This window comes from Streptomyces sp. NEAU-174 (assembly GCF_052665095.1).
The window spans coordinates 49,285-71,515 of record NZ_JBQTCE010000031.1 but is presented as its reverse complement, the minus strand read 5'-3'; the positions used below and the strand labels follow the sequence as shown (position 1 = coordinate 71,515).

The 22,231-nt window shown below is 71.8% G+C and carries 18 protein-coding genes; 13 read left to right on the top strand and 5 right to left on the bottom strand.

Annotated elements, in window-relative coordinates; translation table 11 throughout:
• Positions 1-46 precede the first annotated feature (46 nt).
• The 8 genes from vioC to ACT2CW_RS47830 all read left to right on the top strand — a co-directional run bounded on the left by vioC (position 47) and on the right by ACT2CW_RS47830 (position 7,828).
• On the top strand, positions 47-1,075 hold the full coding sequence (gene vioC, locus ACT2CW_RS47865) for an arginine beta-hydroxylase, Fe(II)/alpha-ketoglutarate-dependent (RefSeq protein ID WP_138911774.1): 1,029 nt from the start codon (positions 47-49) through the stop codon (positions 1,073-1,075).
• A 6-nt stretch (positions 1,076-1,081) separates the two neighbouring features.
• Positions 1,082-1,837 (top strand): hypothetical protein, encoded by a 756-nt coding sequence (locus tag ACT2CW_RS47860; RefSeq protein ID WP_240812617.1) that lies wholly within the window; start codon positions 1,082-1,084, stop codon positions 1,835-1,837.
• A 66-nt stretch (positions 1,838-1,903) separates the two neighbouring features.
• Complete coding sequence (locus ACT2CW_RS47855) at positions 1,904-2,956, top strand: Gfo/Idh/MocA family protein (RefSeq protein WP_445521136.1); 1,053 nt, start codon at positions 1,904-1,906, stop codon at positions 2,954-2,956.
• Entirely contained in the window at positions 2,953-3,948 is a 996-nt protein-coding gene (locus tag ACT2CW_RS47850) for an NAD-dependent epimerase/dehydratase family protein (protein WP_445521135.1), read from the top strand. Before ACT2CW_RS47855 ends, ACT2CW_RS47850 begins: the two co-directional genes overlap by 4 nt.
• Positions 3,945-4,613 carry a PIG-L deacetylase family protein gene (locus ACT2CW_RS47845; RefSeq protein WP_138911773.1) on the top strand — a complete coding sequence of 223 codons (669 nt, stop codon included), beginning with the start codon at positions 3,945-3,947 and terminating at the stop codon, positions 4,611-4,613. Before ACT2CW_RS47850 ends, ACT2CW_RS47845 begins: the two co-directional genes overlap by 4 nt.
• A gap of 53 nt (positions 4,614-4,666) precedes the next feature.
• Positions 4,667-5,920: an ATP-grasp domain-containing protein gene (locus ACT2CW_RS47840; protein WP_445521134.1), complete on the top strand. Its 1,254-nt coding sequence runs from the start codon at positions 4,667-4,669 to the stop codon at positions 5,918-5,920.
• Positions 5,921-5,994: 74 nt separating this feature from the next.
• The gene (locus ACT2CW_RS47835) at positions 5,995-6,729 is read left to right on the top strand and encodes a class I SAM-dependent methyltransferase (protein WP_138911771.1); all 735 of its coding nucleotides are present in this window, start codon (positions 5,995-5,997) and stop codon (positions 6,727-6,729) included.
• Between the two features lie 49 nt (positions 6,730-6,778).
• On the top strand, positions 6,779-7,828 hold the full coding sequence (locus ACT2CW_RS47830; protein WP_445521133.1) for a glycosyltransferase family 2 protein: 1,050 nt from the start codon (positions 6,779-6,781) through the stop codon (positions 7,826-7,828).
• Here the strand turns inward: ACT2CW_RS47830 and ACT2CW_RS47825 are convergent.
• Complete coding sequence (locus ACT2CW_RS47825) at positions 7,816-8,697, bottom strand: GNAT family N-acetyltransferase (RefSeq protein WP_445521132.1); 882 nt, start codon at positions 8,695-8,697, stop codon at positions 7,816-7,818. The genes ACT2CW_RS47830 and ACT2CW_RS47825 overlap by 13 nt on opposite strands.
• Before the next feature lie 237 nt (positions 8,698-8,934).
• Here ACT2CW_RS47825 and ACT2CW_RS47820 point away from each other — a divergent pair, with 237 nt between their 5' ends.
• Positions 8,935-10,638 carry a carbamoyltransferase family protein gene (locus ACT2CW_RS47820; RefSeq protein ID WP_445521131.1) on the top strand — a complete coding sequence of 568 codons (1,704 nt, stop codon included), beginning with the start codon at positions 8,935-8,937 and terminating at the stop codon, positions 10,636-10,638.
• Here the strand turns inward: ACT2CW_RS47820 and ACT2CW_RS47815 are convergent.
• Entirely contained in the window at positions 10,629-11,738 is a 1,110-nt protein-coding gene (locus ACT2CW_RS47815; protein WP_445521141.1) for a helix-turn-helix transcriptional regulator, read from the bottom strand. The genes ACT2CW_RS47820 and ACT2CW_RS47815 overlap by 10 nt on opposite strands.
• A gap of 44 nt (positions 11,739-11,782) precedes the next feature.
• Between ACT2CW_RS47815 and ACT2CW_RS47810 the strand changes: the two genes are divergently transcribed.
• Positions 11,783-12,649, top strand: a complete 867-nt coding sequence (locus ACT2CW_RS47810; protein WP_445521130.1) for a helix-turn-helix domain-containing protein — start codon at positions 11,783-11,785, stop codon at positions 12,647-12,649.
• A complete protein-coding gene (locus tag ACT2CW_RS47805) occupies positions 12,639-13,388 on the top strand; it encodes a nucleoside 2-deoxyribosyltransferase domain-containing protein (RefSeq protein ID WP_445521129.1) in 750 nt (249 codons plus the stop codon). The genes ACT2CW_RS47810 and ACT2CW_RS47805 overlap by 11 nt, the downstream gene beginning before the upstream one ends.
• A 697-nt stretch (positions 13,389-14,085) precedes the next feature.
• On the opposite strand, the gene ACT2CW_RS47800 is transcribed toward ACT2CW_RS47805, so the two are convergent.
• The gene (locus ACT2CW_RS47800; RefSeq protein WP_445521128.1) at positions 14,086-15,807 is read right to left on the bottom strand and encodes a CocE/NonD family hydrolase; all 1,722 of its coding nucleotides are present in this window, start codon (positions 15,805-15,807) and stop codon (positions 14,086-14,088) included.
• Positions 15,808-16,250: 443 nt separating this feature from the next.
• Between ACT2CW_RS47800 and ACT2CW_RS47795 the strand changes: the two genes are divergently transcribed.
• Complete coding sequence (locus tag ACT2CW_RS47795) at positions 16,251-17,933, top strand: ABC transporter transmembrane domain-containing protein (protein WP_445521127.1); 1,683 nt, start codon at positions 16,251-16,253, stop codon at positions 17,931-17,933.
• Positions 17,930-19,786, top strand: a complete 1,857-nt coding sequence (locus ACT2CW_RS47790) for an ABC transporter ATP-binding protein (protein WP_138911763.1) — start codon at positions 17,930-17,932, stop codon at positions 19,784-19,786. The genes ACT2CW_RS47795 and ACT2CW_RS47790 overlap by 4 nt, the downstream gene beginning before the upstream one ends.
• 27 nt (positions 19,787-19,813) lie before the next feature.
• Here the strand turns inward: ACT2CW_RS47790 and ACT2CW_RS47785 are convergent, their stop codons facing one another.
• Both ACT2CW_RS47785 and ACT2CW_RS47780 read right to left on the bottom strand, forming a co-directional pair.
• On the bottom strand, positions 19,814-20,596 hold the full coding sequence (locus ACT2CW_RS47785) for an alpha/beta fold hydrolase (protein ID WP_138911762.1): 783 nt from the start codon (positions 20,594-20,596) through the stop codon (positions 19,814-19,816).
• Between the two features lie 115 nt (positions 20,597-20,711).
• The gene (locus ACT2CW_RS47780; RefSeq protein ID WP_445521126.1) at positions 20,712-22,184 is read right to left on the bottom strand and encodes an NAD(P)/FAD-dependent oxidoreductase; all 1,473 of its coding nucleotides are present in this window, start codon (positions 22,182-22,184) and stop codon (positions 20,712-20,714) included.
• Positions 22,185-22,231 lie beyond the last annotated feature (47 nt).

The window sequence follows — 22,231 nt, the reverse complement described above, 5'->3', positions numbered from 1 at the left end:
CGTATGCCCCGTTCGCCACCGAGGGCGCCCGAAAGGATCCGCGATCATGGCAACCGGCACCAGCAACGTCCTCGAACTGACCCCGCAGGAAGCGCACCGTTCCGCCGACCTCGGCATCGAGCTGGCCGGGAAGTACGCCTCGCCCGAGGACCCAAGGCTCCTGTTCGACCTGCCGTTCCTCGCGGCCCTGCTGCCCGAACGCACCCGCAAGTTCCTGCGCGCCTTCGCGCTGGAGGAGGAGCACGGCCACTGCGTGCTCCGCGGCCACCGGATCGACACCGGCCGCATCGGCCCGACCCCAGAGCACTGGCGGGGCCGGGCCCGGCCCGCCGCGGAGTTCCCCGAGGAGATCCTGCTGCTCCTCTACGGTGCCGTCATAGGCGAGCCGTTCGGCTGGTCCACCCAGCAGGACGGGCGGCTCGTCCACGACGTGTTCCCGATCCGCAAGCACGAGCACGAGCAGCTCGGCACCGGCAGCTCCGAACTCCTGACCTGGCACACCGAGGACGCCTTCCACCCTTACCGCGGCGACTACCTGCTGCTCTCGGCGCTGCGCAACCCCGACGGGGTCGCCACCACCGTCGGCGAACTGGACCTGGACGCCCTCGCCCCCGAGCACGTCGAGGTGCTGTTCCGGAAGCGGTTCCACATCGCCCCCGACGAGTCCCACCTGCCCAAGAACAACTCGGTCGGCGACAACGAGGAGTCCGCCAGGCGCTTCGCCACGATCGAGCGGCTGATCAACGACCGCCAACCGGTCGCGGTGCTGTACGGCTCGCGCTCCGCCCCATACATGCGGCTCGACCCCTACTTCATGGAAATACCCGAGGACGACCCGCAGGCCCGTGCCGCGCTGGAGGCCGTGACCGAGGTCCTGGACCGGTCGCTGGGCGAAGTCGCCCTGCGGCAGGGTGATGTGCTCTGCGTCAACAACCACCTGGCGGTCCATGGCCGGGTCCCCTTCCAGGCCCGCTACGACGGCACCGACCGCTGGCTCAAGCGTGTCAACGTCACCAGCGACCTGCGCAAGTCCCGTGAGATGCGGGCGCTGGCCGGCTCCCGGCTGATCGGCTGACCGGCAGTGCGCGCGAGTGCCGACACGGCGGAGCTGACGGTCAGCCGGCTCAGCGACGCCCCCGGGCTGGCGGACGCCGCGGACCGGCTGGTGACCGAGAACATGCCCGCCTTCATGTCGTGGGAGTCCCCGGGGAACTGGCGTTGGCACCACCTGCACGGCAGCTTCGCCACCCACCAGCTCTGCGTCACCGACGGGCGGGGCACCCTGGTCGCCGCCGCCCACGGCCTGCCCGTCCGCTGGGACGGGACAGCGGACGGTCTCCCGGCAGGCGCCGACGACGTGCTGGTGGGCGCCGTCGACGGCGATCTCACGGAGCGGCCGACCGCGCTGTGTCTGCTGTCGGTCTCGGTGGCTTCCTCGCACCGCGGCCGAGGCCTGCCGGAGCTGCTGCTGCGCCGGGCCCGCGGGGACGCGTCCGGTGCCGGGCTGCGCGGGCTGATCATCCCCGTACGGCCCACCGACAAGGCCCGCTACCCGCTGGTCCCGATGGCGGAGTACATCCGCTGGCGGACCCCGGACGGCCGGCCGTTCGACCCCTGGCTCCGCACCCATCTGCGGCTGGGTGCCGAGCGGCTCGCCGTCGGTGAACGGTCCCTGGTGATCCGCCAGCCGGTGGCGCGCTGGGAGCAGGCCGCGGGCTTCCCGATGCCGGGACCCGGCTGCTACGTGGTCCCGGGCGCCCTCGCCCCCGTACAGGCCGACCCGGACGGCTCGGCCACCTACGCCGAGCCCAACGTCTGGGTGTTTCACCCTGCGTGATGTCCCCGCGGTCCCCCGACCGCGAACCATCGCGTCGACTTTCCCCGTCATCCGAACGGAGTGCTCATGTCTTCCATACGCCTGGCCGTGATCGGCTGTGGCGCCGCCGCGCGAGCCTGCCATCTGCCCGCGCTGCCCCAGGTCACCGGTGCCCGGCTCACCGCGCTGGTGGACCCCGACGCGGCGCACGCCGAGGGGGCGTTCCAGGTCTACCGCGAGTACGGCGGCAGCGGCTCCCCCCACCTGGCCACCAGCTGGCAGGACGCGCTCGGGTCGTTCGACGCGGCGGTAGTCGCCGTGCCGCACACCCGGCACGCCCGGCTCGCCGACGACCTCCTGCGAAACGGCAAGCACGTGCTCATGGAGAAGCCCATGACCACCTCGCCCGCCGACGCCGAGATGCTGCTGAAGACCGCGGCGGATCACCCGGACACCGTGCTGGCCATGGCCCATCCGCGCCGGTTGTTCCCCGCGTACGCCTGGGTGCACCGGCTGATCCGCAACGGCGCGCTAGGCACCGTCAAGCGCGTGCACTGGACCGAGGGCCACCCCTACAGCTGGGAGCCGGTCACCTGGTCCATGTTCGACCGCAGGCTGGCCCACGGCGGTGTGCTCACGGACACCGGCTCGCACGTCTTCGACAGCCTGTTCTGGTGGCTGGGCACGGACATAACCCTGATGGCCCATCAGGACGACTCCCTGGGCGGCCTGGACAGCGACAGCCGGACCTGGCTGCGGTTCGGCACGGTCGACGTCATCGTCGAACTCAGCCGGCTGCGCCCGCTCGGCACCTCCTGCACGATCACCGGCACCGAGGCGGAGGTGACCATCGGCACCGACTTCCCCGCCGGGGAGTGCACCCTGGTCACCCGCTCCGGTGAGGTCCTGCACCGCGGCGACGTCGCCCCCGTCGCCCCCGCCCGGGGCGAGTGGGAGGCCCTGTTCGTCGAGCAGTTGGAGAACTTCGCCGCGGCCTGCGGCCCGCGGGCCGTCGCGCCCTACTCCACGGCCGAGGACGGCAAGCGGGTCGTGGACCTGATCGACGCCTGTTACCACGGCCCGGCCCGGCGCGCCGCGCCCCAGCCGTGGACCGTCAACCGAACGAGGAGCGCGGCATGAGCGAGCCGACGGAGTTCTCCGAATCGGTCGGCGGCCGAATCGCGGTCACCGGCGCGAGCGGCTTCATCGGCGGCCGCGTCGTGGAGCGGCTGGTCCTGGGCACCGACGCCGAGGTACGCCCGGTCGTGCGCGGCTTCGGACGGGCCGCCAGGCTCGCCCCGCTGCCGCAGGACCGGCTCGGCTTCCGGGTCGCCGACCTCACCGACACGTCGGCGCTCGGCCGTGCCCTGGACGGTTGCGACACTGTCGCGCACTGCGCGTTCGGCAGCTCCGGCGATGTCGACGAGCGCTGGGCGGCCACCGTGGACGGCACCGCGCGGCTCCTGGCCGCCGCCCGGGCCGCAGGGGTGCGCCGAGTGGTTCACCTCAGCACCGTCGAGGTGTACGCGCCAGCCGAGGGTGCGTTCGACGAGGAGGCTCCGGCCCGGGCCGTCGATCCCACCGACCGCGAGTATGAGCAGCAGAAGCTCGCCGCTGAGCGGCTCGCCCTCGCCGCGGCCGGCGAGGGCATGGAGGTCGTCGTCCTCCAGCCCTGCGTGGTGTACGGGCCGTGGGGCGGCCAGTGGACCACCGCCCAACTGGAGCGGCCCGCCGCCGACTTCGCGGTCCTGCCATCCGGTGGAGACGGCGGCGTGTGCAACGCCGTCTATGTGGACGACGTGGTTGACGCGGTCCTCGCTGCCTGCCACCGCCCCGACACCGCCGGTGGGCGGTTCCTCCTCGCGGCCGAGGAGCTCACCACCTGGGGCCGGTTCTTCGACCACATCCGGTTGATCCGGGGGCTGACCGCGGCGCCCGCGGACGCGTCCGTGGCGGCGGTGCCCGACTGGGAGAGCGAGTTGTACCACGCCACCGGGCGGGTCACCTCCGACCGGGCTGCCCGCGCCCTCGGAGTGCGCTGCGCCACCACCCTGGAAGCGGGCATGGCGCTGACCGCCGCCTGGGCCGAGTGGATCGGCCTGGGCCGCGCCCCCGAGGGCAGGGCCTCATGACCCGTGTCCTGGTCGTTGCGCCGCACCCCGACGACGAGGTCATCGGCTGCGGCGCGTCGATGGCCAAGCACGCCGGCGAGGGCGCCGAGGTGACGGTCGCCATCGTGATCGCCAGGGAGCGGAGCCTGCACGACGGGCTGCGCAGCGACGCCGACTTCACCGACGAGACCCGCAAGGCGTCCGCCGTCCTCGGTGTGCACCGCTGGGAGCTCTGGGACGAGCCGTCGCGGGACTTCCTGCCGACCCGCAAGGCCCATCTCGACCTCGTTCGGCTGATCCGCGAGGTACGGCCCGACATCCTCTACATACCGCACCGCAAGGACGGTGACGTGGAGCACCGCATGGTGAACCGACTCGCCACCGAGGCGCTGTGGATGGCCACCTCCGACTTCTTCGGGGAGACCGGGGCGCCGGCCCCGATGCCCCGGCTCGTCCTCGGTTACGAGGTGTGGGCGCCGCTGGCGGAGTTCCAGTACGCCGAGGACGTCACCGGGTTCGTCGACCAGAAGGTGGAGGCGATGCGGGCCTACCAGTCACAGCTGTGCCACGCGGCCTGGGACGACGCGGTGCGCTCGCTCGCCCGGTACCGCGGGGCGGTCGCCACCGGCACCACCCACGCCGAGGTGTTCGAGGTCATCAGCCTGGGCGCGCCGCCCGCTTCGTAGTCGCCCCGGGCGGGGCACCCGTCCCGCCCCGGACACCGATCGGAGGAGGAGCCATGGCCGACCGGCTCGTGGTGTGCGGTATCGGCTCCGGCATGGATCGCTCGCTCGCGACCGTGAAGGAGATGGGGCTTGAGCTCGTGGTCATCACCGACCGACCGACGGAACGGGTCACCCGGGTGGCGGACCGGGTGCTCGTGGCCGACCCCGGGCGGCACGAGGCGGTACGCCGGGCCGTCAGTGCGGCCGGGCTGCGGGATGCCGACGGTGTGCTGTCGCTCGGCTACGACAACCCGCCCGTGGTCGCCAGGCTCGCCCGCCGCTTCGGCTGCCCGGGCGTCGACGAGGAGACCGCTCTGGAGTGCCATCTGAAGGACCGGCGGCTGGCGGTGCTGGAACGCGCCGGACTCCCGGTGCCGCGGAACCGGGCCGCCGACGGCCTGTCCGGCGCGCTGGCGGCCCTGGCGGACATCGGACTGCCGGCCGTGGTGAAACCGCGCGACCTGTCGGGCTCGGCCGGCGTGGCCAAGCTCGACGCGCCCGACACCGCGCCGGAGCGGATCCGCGAGGCGCTGCGGCTGAGTGAGACGGGCCGCATCGTGATCGAGGAGTTCCTGGAAGGGACCGAGCACACCGTGGCGGGGCTGGTGGCCGATGGCACCTTCCATGTCACCGGCTTCGCCGACCGCGAGTACGGCCGAAAGGAGGAGTTCGCGCCGCACTTCTTCGAGGGCGGCGACACCATGCCCTCGGCGCTGGCCCCGGGCGCGGTGGACGACGTCGTGGACACGGTGCGGGCCGGAGTCCGCGCCCTCGGACTGAGGGATGCCGTGGTCAACACGGACGTGCTGCGCACCGCGGACGGCCGTGTCCACCTGCTGGAGATCACCTGCCGGATGACCGGCGCGCGGATCGCCACCGAGATCATGCCGCTGGGCACCGGGGTCGATCCGCTCCCCAACGTGGTACGGCTCGCCCTCGGCCGCTCGCTCGTCCTGGACGAGTTGGAACCGGGTGGCGGGCAGGCCGTCGTCCAGCGCTTCCTCCCCGCCCACGGCGGAACCGTCGACTGGGTCGGCGACCTCGCCGCCGTCCGGACACCGCCGCAGGTGTACGACCTGTTCTGGGGCCGTGAGCTGCGGGTGGGCGCGACACTGCCGCCGTACAGCGGCGGGGCGGACCCGCTGGCCGGGGTGATCGTGACCGGGACCGACGCGGCCCGCGCCGAGGCCATGGCGTACGAGGTCCTCGACCGGCTGCCACTCGGACTCAGCGGCGCCGTGCGGCCGGTGGGCTCACGGTTCCGCTGACAGCGCCACAGGGCGCCCGGAGCGCCCGCGCACGACCGACCATCCTGCACCGACCGATATCCAGGAGGAAGCCGATGCCGATCGCCTACACCCAGTGGGCCGCCACCTACGAGCTGTTCGAAGGCGAGACCGCGAGGGAGACCTGGCGGCAGGGAATCGCGGCGGACCTGGCCAAATTCGCCGACGGCCCGGGCCGGGTCCTGGACCTCGGCGCCGGTACGGGCATCGGCACCCGCGTCCTGGGCGAGTTGCTGCCCCGGCTTGAGGTGACCTCGCTCGACCGCTCCCCGGAGATGCTCGACTGGGGAAACGTGCCGAAGGGCCGTCAGATCGTGTGCGACATGGCCGACTTCCGTGCGGGCGAGGGCTTCCCGGGCGGCGCCTTCGACTTCGTCGTGTCGGGGTTCGACGCCCTCAACTATCTGCCGCCCGAGGCGCTGGCGGGCTGCCTGGCCAGTGCGGCCGACGCGCTGCGCCCCGGCGGCCACATGGTCTTCGACTACTCCACGCGCAAGGTGCTCTCCGCGGACTGGGCGGCGTTGGAGTACTCCCAGGAGAAGGACGGCCACACGCTGCACCGCCGGCACGTCTGGGAACGGGCGCACGACCGGAGCCGGACTGTGCTCACCCTGAGCCGCGGCGGTGAGGTCCTGTGGCGCGAGACGCACATCCAGTACGTGGTGGACCCCTTCACCCTGGAGGAGGTCGCCCGCGCCCACGGGCTGCACACCGTCGCCGTACGGAACATCGACAGCGACGCGTACTCCCCGAGCCACACCACGCACGTCTATGTGCTGCGCAGGAAGTGACCGCGCGGCGGGAACAGCGGGAGCAACGACCAGGAGAGAGAGGAAGAGGATGACCGTCACCGAGGCGGAACTCGCCGCGGGCCTCGCCAGGACTAGTATCGTCATCGCGCTCAAGGACGACGTCAGGATCGTCGAAGCGATCGCGTCGGTGGACGAGCCTGAGGTGGAGATCGTGCTGGCGCTCAACGGCGCCTCGGACGAGATCCGCCGCATCGCGGCCGGCCACCCGCGCCCACTCGTGATCACCGAGATCCCCGACTCGGGCAACCTCGGGGCCGCCTATAACGCGGGCGCCGAGGCGGCGAGCGGGCAGTACCTGCTCTACATGGACTCCGACTGCGTCTTCGCCCCGGGCGTGGTGCGGATGATGGTCCGCGCGGTGCTCGAACACCCCGTGGTCAAGGGCCAGGTGGTGTACGAGGTGGGGGGCGGGGTGCTGAGCCTGCTCACCGCCCGGGTCCGCGAGTACGACGAGGGGGACTACGTCAGCGCCCTCTCCCCGCCGCTGATCTACGACCGGCGGGTCGCCGACCATATCGGCGGGTACCACTACGACCCGCTGGTCCATTGGTGTGAGGACCGGGAGTTCGACTTCCGGCTCCAGCTCGCCGAGATCCCCGTGGTCCACCTGCCCGACGCGGTCATCCACCACGACGCCCAGCACGGTCTGCAGAACCTTCGCAGCTACTGGCGCTACGGCATCGGTGAGGGCATCGGCCAGCAGCTCGGCGTCTTCACCACGCCGACCGTGCCCGTGCTGTGGCGGCTGTACGACTCGGCGCGGACGTTGCTCGGCTGCGCGCGGGCCAAGGGGCCGCTCGCCGCGGCCTTCTACGCGTTGCTCCAGGCCACGTACCACACGGGGACGCTCTACCACCTGCTTCGGGACCCATTCGGGGTGCGCCACCGGATGCCGGCGACCGCGCGCCGTACCCGGATGCTCCAGGCCGTTCCCCAGCACTGTCCGGAACTGACCCCGGCCCAGCGGACCCGGTTGCGACGGGCCCATCGGGAGCGGGGGCGGGTCATCGAGCCCGTGGCCGACCTGTCGGTCTTCCGCACGCCCGCGCCCGCCCCGCTTCCCGTTCAGCGGGAATAGGTGGCGTACCGGAACTCCGATCCGCCGAAGCCGAGTTTGAAGCGGTTGATCAGCCGGGTCTTCTCGCTCGTCTCCCCGGTGTCGATACCGCTCAGATCGAGATGCCGCAGCCCACGCTCGGCCGCCCATTTCATGGTCTTGAAGTGGACGAAGTTCAGTGCCGCCTGGGAACGGTACGCGGGGTTGGTCGCGACATAGCGGGACTCCACCGCGTCACCGTTCACCAGACACACCGAACCCGCCGCCATCTCCGTGCCATACACGGCTCCGAACAGATGAACACGCTCCAGCTCCAGCAGATCCCGCAGGTACTCCAGCGGGGCGAAGTCGGGCGAGTCCGCGTCGCACATGGCCGCGGTGTAGAACGGGTGGAACCGGTCCAGCAGTCCGGGGTCGTCGGTGAAGGTGAAGCCGTGGCGCAGGGCCCGCCGGACCCGGCCACGGGTGCTCGGGCGCATCCGGGCGAGGATCTGCTCGTCGGTACCGGTGGCGTCGACGAGCAGTGTGGTGAACTCCGGGCCCAGCCGGAAACCGTGCTCGGCCAGTACTCCGGGCAGCGCCCACGCGGGCTGGAGCACCAGGGTGACTGGCGACAGCCGGGCGATGTCGGTGAGGAGCCGGCCCAGGACCTCCGGGTCGGGCACACCGGTCGGGCCCTTCCACATGAACCAGGACCCGTCGCTCTCCTCCAGCAGCATCGTGGCCAGGCGCCGGGTGTCCTTCCAGACCTCGGTGAAGCGCACGGCGACCCCCTGCCGACGCAGAAAGAGCAGGCGCTCCCAGTCCTGATGGAAGTCGGCCGACGCATTCCGGCCGGTATCCGAAATATTTTCCAGTGGTTCTTCGACGGCGTTTCGAACATGCAGCATCCGGAAGACCTCCCGATCCGACGAGATCGAAGCGAAGAAACCGGGCAGGCATCGTGGGACCTCTCTTGACAGGAGGTCGATGCCCACTCAAAGTGAGAATCCAATTCCAGCAAGGAATGGGATGGAAAACCCGCCAGGGATGAATTCCCTATTCTGCGGGCACTTCCCAAGTTTTGACACGAGGGCGGATCGCTGTCAATAGCGAGGCCCCACGGGTACCACTCGGAGGAGAATTCCATGCGTATTCTCGGTGTGAATGGATGGCCGGGGGCGAGCCACGACGCGTCGGCCTGCCTGCTTGTCGACGGGGAGGTCGTCGCCTTCGCCGAGGAGGAGCGCTTCACTCGCTGCAAGCACTCCTACGGCCAGGCCCCGCATCACGCCGTCGCGTGGTGCCTGGCCGAGGCGGGGCTGTCCATCGAGGACATCGACTTCGTCGCCCACGGGTGGGAGATGCCCACGCTGTTCGCCCGGCGCGGTCTGGACTGGTTCCCCACCCCGGAGGAGGCGCTGGACTTCCTGCTGCCGCGCGGTGTCTTCCCCAGGCGCCGGGACCCCCGGCTCATCTTCGTCGAGCACCACATGGCCCATGCCGCAAGCGCCTACTACTTCTCGGGCCGGGACAATGGGGCGGTGCTGATCCTCGACGGGCAGGGCGAGAACGAGAGTGCCACCCTGGCCGTCGGCAGCGGTGGCGGCCTCAAGCTGCTCCGGTCGATCTCGCCGGGGTGGTCGCTGGGGTACTTCTACGCCGCGGTCTGCGAGTACGCCGGTCTGGGTGCCGACGCCGCCGGCAAGCTCATGGGGCTCGCCCCGTACGGGACCCCGGGGGACACCACCTTCGGCGGCGCGCTGCAGGTGCACGGGGACGGCTACAGCGTCGATGCCGTGCCGGAGGACCTGCTCTCGCGCGGCCGCACCGACGAGGAGGACGACACGATCCGGCTGTGGATGAACCGGCTGGAGAAGACGCTGACCCTGCCGCCCAACGCCGTCTCCCGCGGCTTCGATCCGCTGCTCGGTCGCTACACCAGGCGGACCGCGCGTGACCCGTACGACTACCGCGACCTGGCAGCCACCGCGCAGGAGGCGCTGGAACAGTGTGTGCTCGCCCTGGTGCGCGGACTGCTGCGCGACAGCGGGGAGTCGACGCTGCTGGTGGCCGGCGGCGTGGGTTTCAACGCGACGCTCAACGGCAAGCTGATGCGGCTGCCGGAGGTGGACGACCTCTTCGTCCAGCCGCTCGCGGGTGACCAGGGGGTGAGCCTGGGCGCCGCCGGCTGGGTCGCCTCCCAGGCCGGGGAACGGGTCCGGCCCATGACGGGCACGGTCGCGTGGGGGCCGCAGTGGGGTCCGGACGCCGTCCGGCAGGTGCTCGACGCGACCGGGACGCCCTACACCGAACCGGCCGACATCGCGGTGGCCACGGCGGACGTTCTCGCCGGCGGGGGGATCGCGGGCTGGTACCAGGGGCGCAGCGAGGGCGGTCCCCGGGCGCTCGGACATCGCAGCATCCTCGCCGTGCCGTACCCCGCCGAGCAGCAGGACCGGATCAACCTGACCATCAAGGACCGTGAGCGGTGGCGTCCGTTCGCGCCCAGCCTGCGTGAGGAGTCGGCGCCCGGACTCCTTGGGCTGGACCGGCCGTTGCCGTACATGATCGTGACCACCCCGGTGTCCGAGCGGCACCGGAGGTACCTCGCGGCAGCCACCCATGTGGACGGCACCACCCGTCCGCAGACCGTCTCGGCGGGGGCGAACCCGCTCTACCACCGGCTGCTGGGACAGGTGGAGGAGCGCACCGGGCGGGCGGTGGTGCTGAACACCTCCTTCAACGGCAACGCCGAGCCCGTGGTCTGCTCACCCCACGACGCCCTGGCCACCTTCGCCCGTGCTCCGCTCGATGCCCTGGCCCTGGGGCCATTCCTGGTTCAGAGGTAGGCGGGCGCGGTGCCCCGGCCCCCCACCGGGCCGGGGCAGGAGTCCGGCCCGGTGGACATGAGCGTCACAAAGCGCAGGTCCCTGGCGTGCATGACGTTCGCCGCGAGGATGGTGAACTCCACGCGGCCGTGGGCCGGGTCATCGATGCTCAGCATCGTGCCGTCGGGGTGGGTGCGGAAGACTCCGATCTCCGCGTCCCAGAGGTCCTTCACCACCGGGTCGGCCAACAGGCTGTCCAGCAGGGTCATCAGATCCTGGCTGTCGGGATCGGCCGCGATCGCGGCACGCAGTTCACCAAGCATCGGGGCCGCCCAGCTGTCGCGCCAGTCGACCAGTCGTTCGGAGCGACATGCCTTGTTCAGCAGGACCCAGCGCAGCACGTTACGGTCGGGCAGCTCGGCCACGCTTCCGGCCCCCGCCCCGAAAACCAAATCGAGATAGCCGGCATTGGCGGCGATCAGGTCCCAGCGCCGGGTGTAGATGCAGGCGGGATGGGGCTGGCGCTCGACCAGTTGGGCCCAGCCGGGATGGAGCACATAGTCGGCCGGTCCGGTGGCCGTGGGGAGTTCTCCGGTGGCGTAGAGGAACAGGAACTGGCGCTCCTGGTCATTCATCCGCAGGACCGCGACCACGCTTTCCAGGAATTCCGGAGTCGGATGTTTCATGCGTCCGGACTCCAGCGTCGCGTACCATCGCGTGGAACAGCCGAGGAGGGCGGCCATGGTTTCCTGGGAAATGCCCCGGCGGCGCCCCTGAGTGCGAGGATCACCGGGATCGACCACAGCCCGGGCGCGGCATTTTCTCAATAATCGGCCAAGGTGCTTCCTTACCTCGTCTATACCTGAGTGTCCTGCACTCAAGACCTTCCCTCCAGGCTGAACCCAAAGACGGCCACGGCCGCTCCGATCATGTCCCGATAGGTGATTCCGTGTCAAGGGTCGCCCCTTGGCGTGGACCGATGGAAAAGAGGTTAGTAACGGCCTCCCGTGCCGACCTGAAATGCTGGCCGCCCCCGGGTGGCCGAAATGTGCCTCTGCGGGACGGTTCGTTGCGGAGAAGAACGAGTGGTGCACCGGACCGAAGGACCTCCACCACGGCATCCACCGTTGCGCATGAAGCATTTCGGAAGCCATTGGTTCTGGAAATGACGCCTTCATTGCGGACGGGAATGGCGGCCCGGAAGGATATCTCTTGTAGCACCGATACTCACACCGACACTCGCACCGATGTGCAGTCTGCTGGGAGGATTGTGTCCACTACTTCGGAAGATTCCCCCAAAACGGCCGCTGACCGGGCCTTTCGCGTGCTTCGGGTGCTGGACGCGCTCGGTCCGGGCACGCATTCCCTCGACACCCTCACCCGCCTCACCGGGCTGGCTCGTTCCACCGCTCACCGCATACTCCAGTCAGCGGTCCGCGAAGGCGCGGTCCTCCAGTCCGGATACGGCAGGTACCGGCTGGCCCCCTCCGCCGTCAGCCCGGTCACCGGCCCGCTCGTCAACCTGCCGGTCTCGCTGGAGAGCCTGCACGCCGAACTGTCCGCCATGCGCGGCCGCGCAGGTGACGCCGCGCTCATCCATGTGCCCGTCATACTCCGGCCCCCGCTGCGGGTCAGTCTGTGCTGTTGCTACGACTCGGCCGGCGCATTGGCGCGCACACTTGCCGACGGCGACCGCTCCGGCCCGCTGTTCCGCGCGCCGCTGCACACCGACGCCGCCGGGCTGGTCCTCCTCGCGTGGCTGCCCGGTGCCGCTCCGGGCGATCCCACCCTGCGCCGCATCCGGGACCTCAACCATGCCCGCACCCCGTCGGCGCTGCCGGGCTGGGACCTGGTGGCCGCGCCCGTACAGCGCGGCGCCGTCACGGTCGCCTCGGTGAGTCTGCTGGTCCGCCGCTCGACCGATCCCGGGTCCCACCGGCGGGCCACGGCCGAGGTGATGCGGACCGCCGCCCGGTTGGGCCAGGCGGCCCGCGACACCTCCCGGCCCGTGGGAGCCGGCCGTGCCCGCTGACATCACCGTCGTCCGGGCCGGAGAGCCGTTCCCCGGGACATGGTCGGCCTCCCTCTACCTCTGCGGCCCTACCGCGCGGAACCCTGACACTCCGCTCTGGCGGGACGAGGCCGTCCGCCGGATCCGCGAACTCGTCGCGGACCGTGGGCCCGGGGGCGACGGACCCGTGGTCTTCCTGCCCGAGCCCGAACCGGGTCGGCCGCTCTCCTACGAGGACCACATCGCGTGGGAGGAGGAGGCGATGGGCATGAGCGACGTGATCCTCTTCTATGTGCCGCGCGCCCTGCCCGAACTCCCCGGCCTGGTCACCAACGTCAAGTGGGGCGCCTGGCACCACTCGGGCCGGGCCGTCCTCGGCTCTCCGCTGGAGGCCCAGCGCAACGAGTACCTGCTGCACTTCGCCCGCGAACACGCCGTCCCGGTCGCCGACTCGCTGGACGAGGCCGTCGCCGAGTCCCTGCGTCGCCTGGGTGCGGGCGCGCGCCGGCGGGCCGGTGAGCGGTGGGTCCCTCTCCACCTGTGGCACACGTCCGAGTTCCGGCGGTGGTACGGGCGGGAGACCGGCCGGGGGCGCGCCCTGCGGTCCGCGGAGGTGCTGTGGACCCGCGGATCCCCGGCCCGGGAGTGGGCGGTGCGCGGCGTCTGGGAAGAGCCTGGTACCACCAAGGCGACCGTGCACACGCTCGTGGTGCACGCCGGGGGGAGCGAAGTCCTCGGCGATGACGGCCACGAGGACTGACCCCTTCACCGCGCGGTGTGCCCCGGCCGGGCACACCGCGCACGCCACCGGTCCGCTACCGCATTGCGGGCAGAGCGCTGAGGAACGCGTACAGACCACGGCTGTGCACCGGGTCCCGTTCCACGCGTCGCCGAACACCTCCGCGACCACCGCGTCGGGATACCCGTGCAGACGGGCGGCGGAGACAGCCTCGTCCCAGCGTTCGCGCACCAGCCTCAGATGGCCCGTCCAGTCCAGGCCGGCCACACCCGGGGCGGCCGGGAGGCGTCCTCGGCCGGCGGCTCCGGCCGGACCGCACCGCCCCGGGCCCAGCCGGTCCGGCCTGCACGGTGACGGCCGGGTCCGTACCCAGTGAGTCCGGCACCACCACGCCCGGCGGATTGGAGGCCATGACGTCATAGCGGTCACTCCCCTCCAGGGCCGGGATCGCGTCGGCCACGGCCGCCTCGACGCGGTGGGCGAGCCGTTCAGCGCTGCCGTGGCGGCCACGCGCGCCGGACTGATGTCGATGGCGGTGGTGTGCGGCCCACGGTCGGCCGACGCGCCGGTGGTCAGCCCGGAGCCGATGTCCAGCGCCGTGCCCCCGAGCACGCTCATCAGCCGGGCGGTGAAGGTCAGGCCGTCCTCGCCGAGGTACACCCCGCTGCGGGCGCGGCCGGTCTGGTCGGTGCCTGACGCCCGTCCGCGGCACAGGTGTTCAGCCGGTGGTGAGGACCGGCAGCAGCAGGTGGGAAGGGAGTGGCCGGCCGTGGTGGACGGTGGCGGTGACCGTCTCGTACGGCCGGGTCCGAGGCTCGGCCGGGTCGCCACCGGTGCCGGGATTGACCTCGAAACGTGGGAAGTTGCTGCCGGCCACTTCCAGCCGTACCCGGTGGCCGGGGGCGAACACATGGCCCACCGCGCCGAGCCGGACGGTGACTTCGACGGTCCGGCCGGGTGACGGCGGCCCGTCGGCGCACCCCTCGTAGCCAGCGCGGATCCCATCACAGAGGATCTCGGCACGGCCGTCCGGTGCCACGTCCACCAGCTTGGCCGCGACGTCCGCGGCAGGCCCGGAGCAGGAGACGTACACGACGAGCGTCACCTCGCCCACCACGGTCAGCGCGGCGGTCCGCGGTGCGCCGGTGTAGCAGAGCACGTCGGCGCGGCGTTCCACGGCCCGCTGGTCCCGCGGCCCGCAGTCGGCGCCGACGAACATGCCGGTCATCAGGGTCGCCCCACCGGCGGTGGGCACCGGGTCGCCGGGGTCGTGGAGGAAGTGGTCCGCGCCGGCCGCGGGGGACGGATCCGGCAGCAGGGCGCCGTCGCCCGTCGCGGAGTTGGCGTGCCGGGCTCCGCTGGCCAGGTACAGCGCCGTGGGCCTGACGTCCGGGACCGGCCAGTCAAGGAAGGTTTGCCAGCGGTCGGCACCGGTCAGGAAGAGCCGCACCCGCTCCCTCGGCGCGCCGCCCGTCCCCTTCAGCGTCCGGTCGAAGTGGTCGATGTGCAGCCCGGTCACGTCCAGCACCTGGTCGTCGGCCCGGACCCCGTAGCGCCGTCCGGGAAACACCCCGCCGCGGACGCAGTGCGACCAGGGGCCGACGACCAGCGTGGCGTGCTCGCGCGCCGCGGCCGAACCGCCGTGCCGGCGTCCTCCTCCGTAGTTCTCCAGCGTTCCGCCGAGGAAGATGTCGTACCAACCGCCGATGTGCAGTCCGGCCGCCCGCATGGCCCGATAGGTCTGGTTGGGTGCCGCGCGCCGCCAGTACGGGCCGGGCCGGGGGTGTTCGCGCCACCGCCGCACGTACGGGACCAGTTCGTCCAGGAGCTTCCAGGCGAGGTCGGGGGCCCGGTACAGGTCCTCGATGGAGTCAAGGGCGTGGAACACCCGCTCCGCCCCGGCATCCGTGCTGCCGGGGCCGGCCGCCAGCAGCCCTGGCAGCAGCAGGTCGGCCAGGGCCCAGTGCAGGACGAAGCCGAGCTGGAACACACCGCCCTGGTAGCACCAGCCCTCCCGGAACTCGGATCCGGCCATGTACGCAGAGACCGCGTGGAGCGCCTCTGGGGCATGGCCCGCGGCCAGCAGCGCGGTGCTGCCTTCGTACGAGCGCCCCAGCATGCCGACCTTGCCGTCGCACCACGGCTGTGCCGCGGCCCAGCCGACCGTGTCGGCGCCGTCCACGCCCTCGGTCCAGAACGGCTCGAACTCCCCGCCAGAGGAACCTCGGCCGCGAACATCCTGGACCAGCAGACCGTAGCCGGCCGTCAGCAGCCGCCGGGTGTCCAGCCCGGGTCCGGCGGGTTCGCCCACACGGCCGTAGGGGGTACGGCGGATCAGCGTCGGCAGGGCAACGCGGGAATCCGGCCGATAAAGGTCAGCTCGCAATACGGTGCCGTCCCGCAGCGGTATCTCCAGGTCGTGTTCCACCACGATGCGCATCAACGGATCCTCACCAGTGGAGTTCCTCCTCCCGACGCCCTGCGCGTTCCCCACTCGGAAACTGCGGGCCCGTCGGCCACAGGATTGGCCACAGTTCTTCCCGGCGTCAACGACGCGACACACGAATGCCCTTGGGGCTGGGGCGAATCACCGCTGACATTCCACGCCAAGGAATCTCCTTGACATGTTCTTTAATCGGCCGAGATGATCGGCGCGCCGCGGTCGTGGGCCTTTCGGCCGGTGCGGACCGGGAAAGCAGGGCTGTTCGAACGAAAGGAACCAGCCAGCGGAGCGGTCGAAATCCTGGCGCGAACCGTAGCGTGAGCGACACGGCCGGTCGTCGTGCGACCGGTGCCCTGGCAGAGTCGTGCGCAGCCGTACCCGCGTGTCCCGGCTCTCGCCTTCCGCCACAGTTCTTGGGAGAAATCCTCTTGCCCGTCGGTATGTTCCGGCCCGCTGAGTCCCCGGCGACCGTTCCCGAAGCCGACCACCGCAGCGCCTGGCGCTACCTGTGGTGGCTGATCCGGATCCGCCCGTGGCCGCTGGTGCTGAGCGCCACCCTAGGCGCCCTGTGGATGCTTCCGCTCGCCCTGCTCCCGCTGGTCGTCGGATACGCGATCGACGACGGCATCGGCGACGGATCGACATCCTCACTCACCAGCTGGGTCGTCGTGGTCGCGGTGCTGGCTGCGGTCCAGGCCGTCGCCGGCGCGGGACTCATCCAGACCGCGGTGGAAGGCCAGATGCACGCGGTCGCCACCAGCCACCGGGTGGTGCTGCGTCAGGTCACCCGGCTGGGCAGCTCGTTGCGGCACAAGTCCGGCTCCGGCGACGTGGTGGCCGTCGCCGCCGGCGACATCCCCAGCATCGGCAGCGCCTTCGAGGTCATCGGCCGGTCCTCGGGAGCCGTCCTCTCCTTCGTGGCGATCGCCGTCGCCCTCACCGTCACCTCGCCCGTCCTGGGCATCGTGGTGCTCATCGGCGTACCCGCGGCGCTGCTCGGGATCGGCCCGCTGCTCCGCCCGCTGCAGCGGCGCAACCAGGAGCAGCGCGACCGGCTGGGCACGGCGACCGCGCAGGCCGGCGACATCTGCTCGGGGCTGCGTGTGCTCCGCGGCATCGGCGGGGAGCGGAAGTTCACCGAGCGCTTCGTCGGCGTCAGCCAGGAAGTGCGGCGCGCAGGTGAGTCAGCCGGGCGGCTGGAGGCCTGGCTCGGCGCCGCAGGGGTGTTCCTCCCCGGCCTGGTCACCATCGTCGTCGCCTGGCTCGGTGCCCGGCTCGCCCTCTCCGATGTCATCACACCGGGAGAACTCGTCGCGTTCTACGGTGCGTCGGTGTTCCTCGTCATCCCGGTGAGCACGGCGACGGAGGCCGTGGAGTCGATCAGCCAGGCCCATGTCGGGGCCGGCCGGATCTGCCACTTCCTCAGCCTGGTCCCCGAACCCCCGCCACCGGACGATCCGTTGGCACTGCCGTCGGGCGCCCTGTCGCTGGAGGACCGGGCGACCGGCATCGAGGCGCCGGCCGGCCGGCTCACGGCCGTGGCCACCAGCGGCGAGCACGGTTCGCAGACCGCGGCCAGGATCACCCGGTACGGCCCCCCGGTCCCCGTTGACGGCACCCGGCTCGCGGGCGTCCCGCTGGACCGGATCGCCCTGCCGGAGCTGCGCCGCCGACTCGTCCTGTGCAGCCACGCCGACATCCTGTTCAGCGGCCCGCTCCGGGCCGAACTCGCCGGCGACCGGGCCCGTACCGACGAGGAGCTGCGTGCGGCGCTGCACGCGGCCGCCGCCGAGGATGTGGTCGAGGCGCTGCCGCACGGGCTGGACGACACCGTCATCGAGGGCGGCCGCTCGCTCTCCGGCGGACAGCGGCAGCGGCTGATCCTGGCCCGCGCCCTGCTCGCCGCCCCCGACGTCCTGGTCCTCGACGATCCAACGTCCGCGGTCGACGCCTCCACCGAGGCGCTGATCGCCCGGCGGGTGGCCCGCTACCGCGCCGGGCGCACCACTCTCGTCTTCAGCGGCAGCCCGCTGTGGGCAAACGCGGCCGACGAGGTGGTCGCGCTCGCCCCGGTGGCCGTCGCCGACGGCCACGTCGGCCACGGAGGGGAGCGGACGCCATGACCACCACCCGGACCGCCGACGCCGCCGCCGTTGCGCCCCCCGCCGACGAGCGGCCGGGAACCCGGTTGCCGCTGGCCGGGCAGCAGGAGGTGCACCACTGGTTCTGGACGTTCGTGCGCGGCAACTCCGGCCGGATCACCGCGATGCTGACCCTCTTCGGGCTCGCCCTGGCCACCGGTCTCGCCGGCCCCCGGCTGCTGGGCCACCTGGTCGAGTCCGTCCAGCGCTCCACGACCGCCTGGCGCGTGGACATGGTCGCGCTCGTACTCGTGGCCGTACTCACCGTCCAGGCACTGCTCACCCGGGCCGCCCAGGTGCAGACGGCCCTGCTCGGCGAGAAGGTGCTCGCCGAGACCCGGGAGAGCTTCGTGCGGCGCGTCATGCGGTTGCCGCTCGGCACGGTGGAGTCCGTCGGCACCGGCGACCTGCTCAGTCGCGCCACCTCCGATGTCGACCGGCTCAACGAGGGCATCCGGCTGGCCATGCCGAGGATCCTGATGGCGGCCGTCACCCTGACGCTGACCGTCGTCGCGATGCTCCTCACCTCCCCCCTGCTCTCCCTGCTCCTGCTCACCGGGCTGCCGTTCGCGGTGTTCTCCACCCGCTGGTACCGGCCGCGCGCCACCCGCGGCTACGAGGAGCTGCTGAAGGACGAGGCCGAGGTGCTCACCAGCACCCATGAGACGGTCCGCGGTGCCGCCAGCGTGGAGGCGCTCGGCCTGGCCGGGCGGCGGATCGGCCACCACGGGAGCGCCATGGACCGGGTCGTCCGCCACCGCCGCAGGATCACCGGGCTGCAGACGGTCTGGTACCCCAGTCTGGATCTGGCCACCATGGTCCCGATGGCGCTCACCCTGCTGGCGGGCGGCGCCGCCTACCGTGACGGCCGGGTGGGACTGGCCGAGATCACCGCCATGGTGCTGTATATACAGAGCCTCAACGGCCCCCTGGTCGAACTGCTCTCCTGGACCGACGAGCTCCAGGTCGGCAACGCGGCGCTCCGGCGCATCCTGGGCGTGGAGCGCCTTCCCGTGGAGCGGTCCGACACCGGCGCGGTACCGACCGGCCGTCGGATCCGGCTGCGCGGCGTACGGTTCGGTTACGACGCTGGCCGCGAAGTCCTCCACGGCATCGACCTCGACATCCCGCCCGGCGGACGCATCGCCGTGGTCGGCGCCTCCGGAGCCGGTAAATCGACGCTCGGCAAGCTGCTGGCGGGGGTCCACCACCCGTCGGCGGGCGTGCTGGAGATCGGGGACGTCCCGGTGAGCGCGATGTCGATCCCCACCTTGCGCCGGGAGATCGCGCTGGTCACCCAGGAGAACCACGTCTTCGCGGGCAGCATCCGGGACAACCTGACCCTGCCGGAACGACGCGGCCCCGGCGGCGGGACCGGACCGGACGACGGCACCTGGGGCGACGAGGAGCTGTGGGCCGCCCTGCGGACCGTGGGCCTGGAGGAGTGGGCGCGCACGCTGCCCGACGGGCTGGACTCCCCGGTCGCCACCGGGGAGACGGACGTCCCGGCCGTCACCGCCCAGCAGATCGCCCTGGCCCGGCTGCTGCTCGCCGACCCGCACACCCTGGTCCTGGACGAGGCCACGGCCCTGATGGACCCCACTGCCTCCCGCCAGGTGGAGCGGTCCATGGCCGCCCTGCTCGCCGGACGGTCGGTCATCTCGATCGCGCACCGGCTCGACTCCGTGCAGGACGCTGATCTGATCGCCGTCATGGATTCCGGACGGATCGTCGAACTCGGCAGCCACCAGGAGCTGTTGGAGAAGGACGGCGCATACGCGCGGCTATGGCGATCGTGGAGCGCGGCCGGGGGCGGCGCGGAGGCGGGCGGCTGAGCCGGGAACCGCGGCCCCGGCCCCGCCTCAGCGCGGGGCCGGGGCGCTGAGGAACCCCACGATCGCCTCATTGACGGTGTCGGGCCGCTCCAGGCAGCCGTAGTGGCCGCAGTCGGGGATCTCCCGGTAACGGCCTGCCGGCAGCGCCTCGGCCACCTCGCGGCCCAGCCGGGGAGGGGCCACTATGTCGTACTGGAAGCCCAGGACGAGGACCGGGCCCGTGACCCCGCGCAGCCCGGCGAGCTGGTCGGTCTGGTCGCCTGGCGGTTCCGGGGGTACGCCGCCGGCGCTCGCGCCGACCTCGAACAGGTCCAGCCAGTCCAGGATCTCGCCCTCCCGCTCCCAGGTACCAGGCCCGAGGTGCAGCACCGCCTGGAAGAAAGCCTGGTAGGGCGGAGGCGGTTGGGCCCCGGCCACATGCAGCGCGCGCTCCGCGCGGAGCAGGGCGCCGCCCACCGGGTCCGGTCGGCCTCGGGTCGCCACGAGCACCGCCCGCGTCCACAGGTCAGGGCGGTGGACGAGCAGCTCCTGGACCAGCTGCGCGCCGAAGGAGAATCCGACGAGCCCGCACGGCCCGGTGCCCAGCAGCTCGACGGACTCCGCGAGCAGCGCGGTCAGTTCGTCCCGCGCCCCGGCGGCCTCCGGCAGTTCGAGGGTGATCGCCTCGTAGCCGGCGGCGGCCAACGCGGGTACCTGCTGAGCCTGCCAGAAGTCGCCCGGCCCGCCCGCGGCGACGAGTACCACGGGCGGGCCGCTGCCCGCCCGCCGATAGCGCACCTGCCGCCCACCGCGCACCGTCAGTGTCGCCATCGTTCGCTCCTCCGCCCCGTCGAAGCCCGCAATCCACGCGATCGGCCACGTCCCGGGGTGTCCCCCGGCACGTGGCCGTGTCGGCCGACCGGGGCTCAGGACCCCGGCCGCCGGGTCAGTGCCACTCCCGGTACACGTTTCGGTAGTACCGGATGAGTTCCTTCTGGTCCTCCGGCTCGGAGAACATGATCGCCGTCATCAGGTCGGCGGGCGGGGTGTACGTGTCGCTCAGCCGGTCCGCGAGCTCGGCGAACGGGCCGCGCAGGAACGTCTCCATCATGTGCGGCCACTCGAGCGGCAGCCGCCACGGGAATTCGTACCCCGTCGCCATCGTGTGCCGAACCACGTCCTCCAGGACCTCCTCCCGGCTCCACGCGGAGATCAGATCCCGCTCCGGAGCGAACTCCGCGAACTCTGGCAGCCCCGGCCCGCCGGACATGAGCGACACGACGTGCCGGGCGATGAGCGGCGAGAGGTGCAGACCGTCGCGGTACGTCCCGGAGAGCATCCACAGGCCCTCCACCGAGGTGCCGCCGATGAGCGGAAAGCCGTCGATCGAGGCCGGACGGCTGCCGACCTGGACCTTGCGGACCTCCGAGCCGTTGAGGCTGCGGTGCAGCTGGTGGATGGCGCAGTTGAAGAGGAAGACCACCTCCTCGATGCTGGCCCCGCCCCGGGGCTCCAGGCAGACCGCGTTGGTCGCGCCGATGTACACCGACCCACCCGACCGGGGCACCAGGTGCAGCCCGCAAGCGAAGGCCCGGTTGGAGGTGCGCAGGACGGTGGGCGGCCCCGAGCCGTCCCAGGTGTCGATGAGGGCGGACACCCCGACGCCGTCGTAGACCCGCGGAATCCGGTGCTCCAGGCCCGGGACGGTGGAGATCAGCCGCTGGCTGCGGGCGCCCGCGGCCACCACCACGTGGCCCGCCGGCAGAAAGTCGCCCGCGTCGGTGACGACGCCTTCGGTACGTCCGTCACGGGTCCTGATCTCCGTGGCATCCGCGGCGATCACCACGCCACCGGCCTGCCGGAACGAGCGCTCCAGCGACCTCAGGAGCACGCCGGAGTCGACCGAACCCTCACCCTCGATGTGCAGGGCCCGCAGCGGGCGGGAGTTGGGGTCCGGATCGATCCAGTCGACGGAGGAGACCTCGATCTCCTCATGCGGCGCGTTCGCCTCCTTCAGTGCCGTCAGCACGGCGGCGAAGTTCGCGTCGTCCAGGGCGGTGTGCCCCACGGTGTTGAGCAGGACCACCGTGTCGTCCGAGGTGCGGATGCGCTCCGATCCGTCGCCGTCGGCCTCCAGGCTGTCGATCCACTCCGGCCACAGCCGCTGTGCCCGGACGGCCAGCGCGTGCTTCTTCCTGCCATGCTCCGAGGCCAGCAGATGGGCCGTCACCTCCCCGAAAGCCCCGAGCATGGCACCGGCCGCAGGCGTTGCGCCGTACTGCCGTGTCGGCTTGCCGAGAATCGCCACCCGGGCATCGGGGTGAGCGCGGGCGTACTGCACGCCGACAGTCAACCCGAGAACGCCGTTTCCGACGACGATGACGTCCAACTTGCCTGCCGCGTCGACTGTTTCCGACATCTTCACCTTTCCCGTGGACGAGGCGTCACTGGGCGGCGCCCTTTCGC

Coding starts and splice junctions, on each gene's coding strand:
- vioC (WP_138911774.1), top strand. CDS start 47: ATGGCAACCGGCACCAGCAACGTCCTCGAACTGACCCCGCAGGAAGCG.
- ACT2CW_RS47855 (WP_445521136.1), top strand. CDS start 1,904: ATGTCTTCCATACGCCTGGCCGTGATCGGCTGTGGCGCCGCCGCGCGA.
- ACT2CW_RS47850 (WP_445521135.1), top strand. CDS start 2,953: ATGAGCGAGCCGACGGAGTTCTCCGAATCGGTCGGCGGCCGAATCGCG.
- ACT2CW_RS47845 (WP_138911773.1), top strand. CDS start 3,945: ATGACCCGTGTCCTGGTCGTTGCGCCGCACCCCGACGACGAGGTCATC.
- ACT2CW_RS47840 (WP_445521134.1), top strand. CDS start 4,667: ATGGCCGACCGGCTCGTGGTGTGCGGTATCGGCTCCGGCATGGATCGC.
- ACT2CW_RS47835 (WP_138911771.1), top strand. CDS start 5,995: ATGCCGATCGCCTACACCCAGTGGGCCGCCACCTACGAGCTGTTCGAA.
- ACT2CW_RS47830 (WP_445521133.1), top strand. CDS start 6,779: ATGACCGTCACCGAGGCGGAACTCGCCGCGGGCCTCGCCAGGACTAGT.
- ACT2CW_RS47825 (WP_445521132.1), bottom strand. CDS start 8,697: ATGCTGCATGTTCGAAACGCCGTCGAAGAACCACTGGAAAATATTTCG.
- ACT2CW_RS47820 (WP_445521131.1), top strand. CDS start 8,935: ATGCGTATTCTCGGTGTGAATGGATGGCCGGGGGCGAGCCACGACGCG.
- ACT2CW_RS47815 (WP_445521141.1), bottom strand. CDS start 11,738: ATGCCGTGGTGGAGGTCCTTCGGTCCGGTGCACCACTCGTTCTTCTCC.
- ACT2CW_RS47810 (WP_445521130.1), top strand. CDS start 11,783: ATGACGCCTTCATTGCGGACGGGAATGGCGGCCCGGAAGGATATCTCT.
- ACT2CW_RS47800 (WP_445521128.1), bottom strand. CDS start 15,807: ATGCGCATCGTGGTGGAACACGACCTGGAGATACCGCTGCGGGACGGC.
- ACT2CW_RS47795 (WP_445521127.1), top strand. CDS start 16,251: ATGTTCCGGCCCGCTGAGTCCCCGGCGACCGTTCCCGAAGCCGACCAC.
- ACT2CW_RS47790 (WP_138911763.1), top strand. CDS start 17,930: ATGACCACCACCCGGACCGCCGACGCCGCCGCCGTTGCGCCCCCCGCC.
- ACT2CW_RS47785 (WP_138911762.1), bottom strand. CDS start 20,596: ATGGCGACACTGACGGTGCGCGGTGGGCGGCAGGTGCGCTATCGGCGG.
- ACT2CW_RS47780 (WP_445521126.1), bottom strand. CDS start 22,184: ATGTCGGAAACAGTCGACGCGGCAGGCAAGTTGGACGTCATCGTCGTC.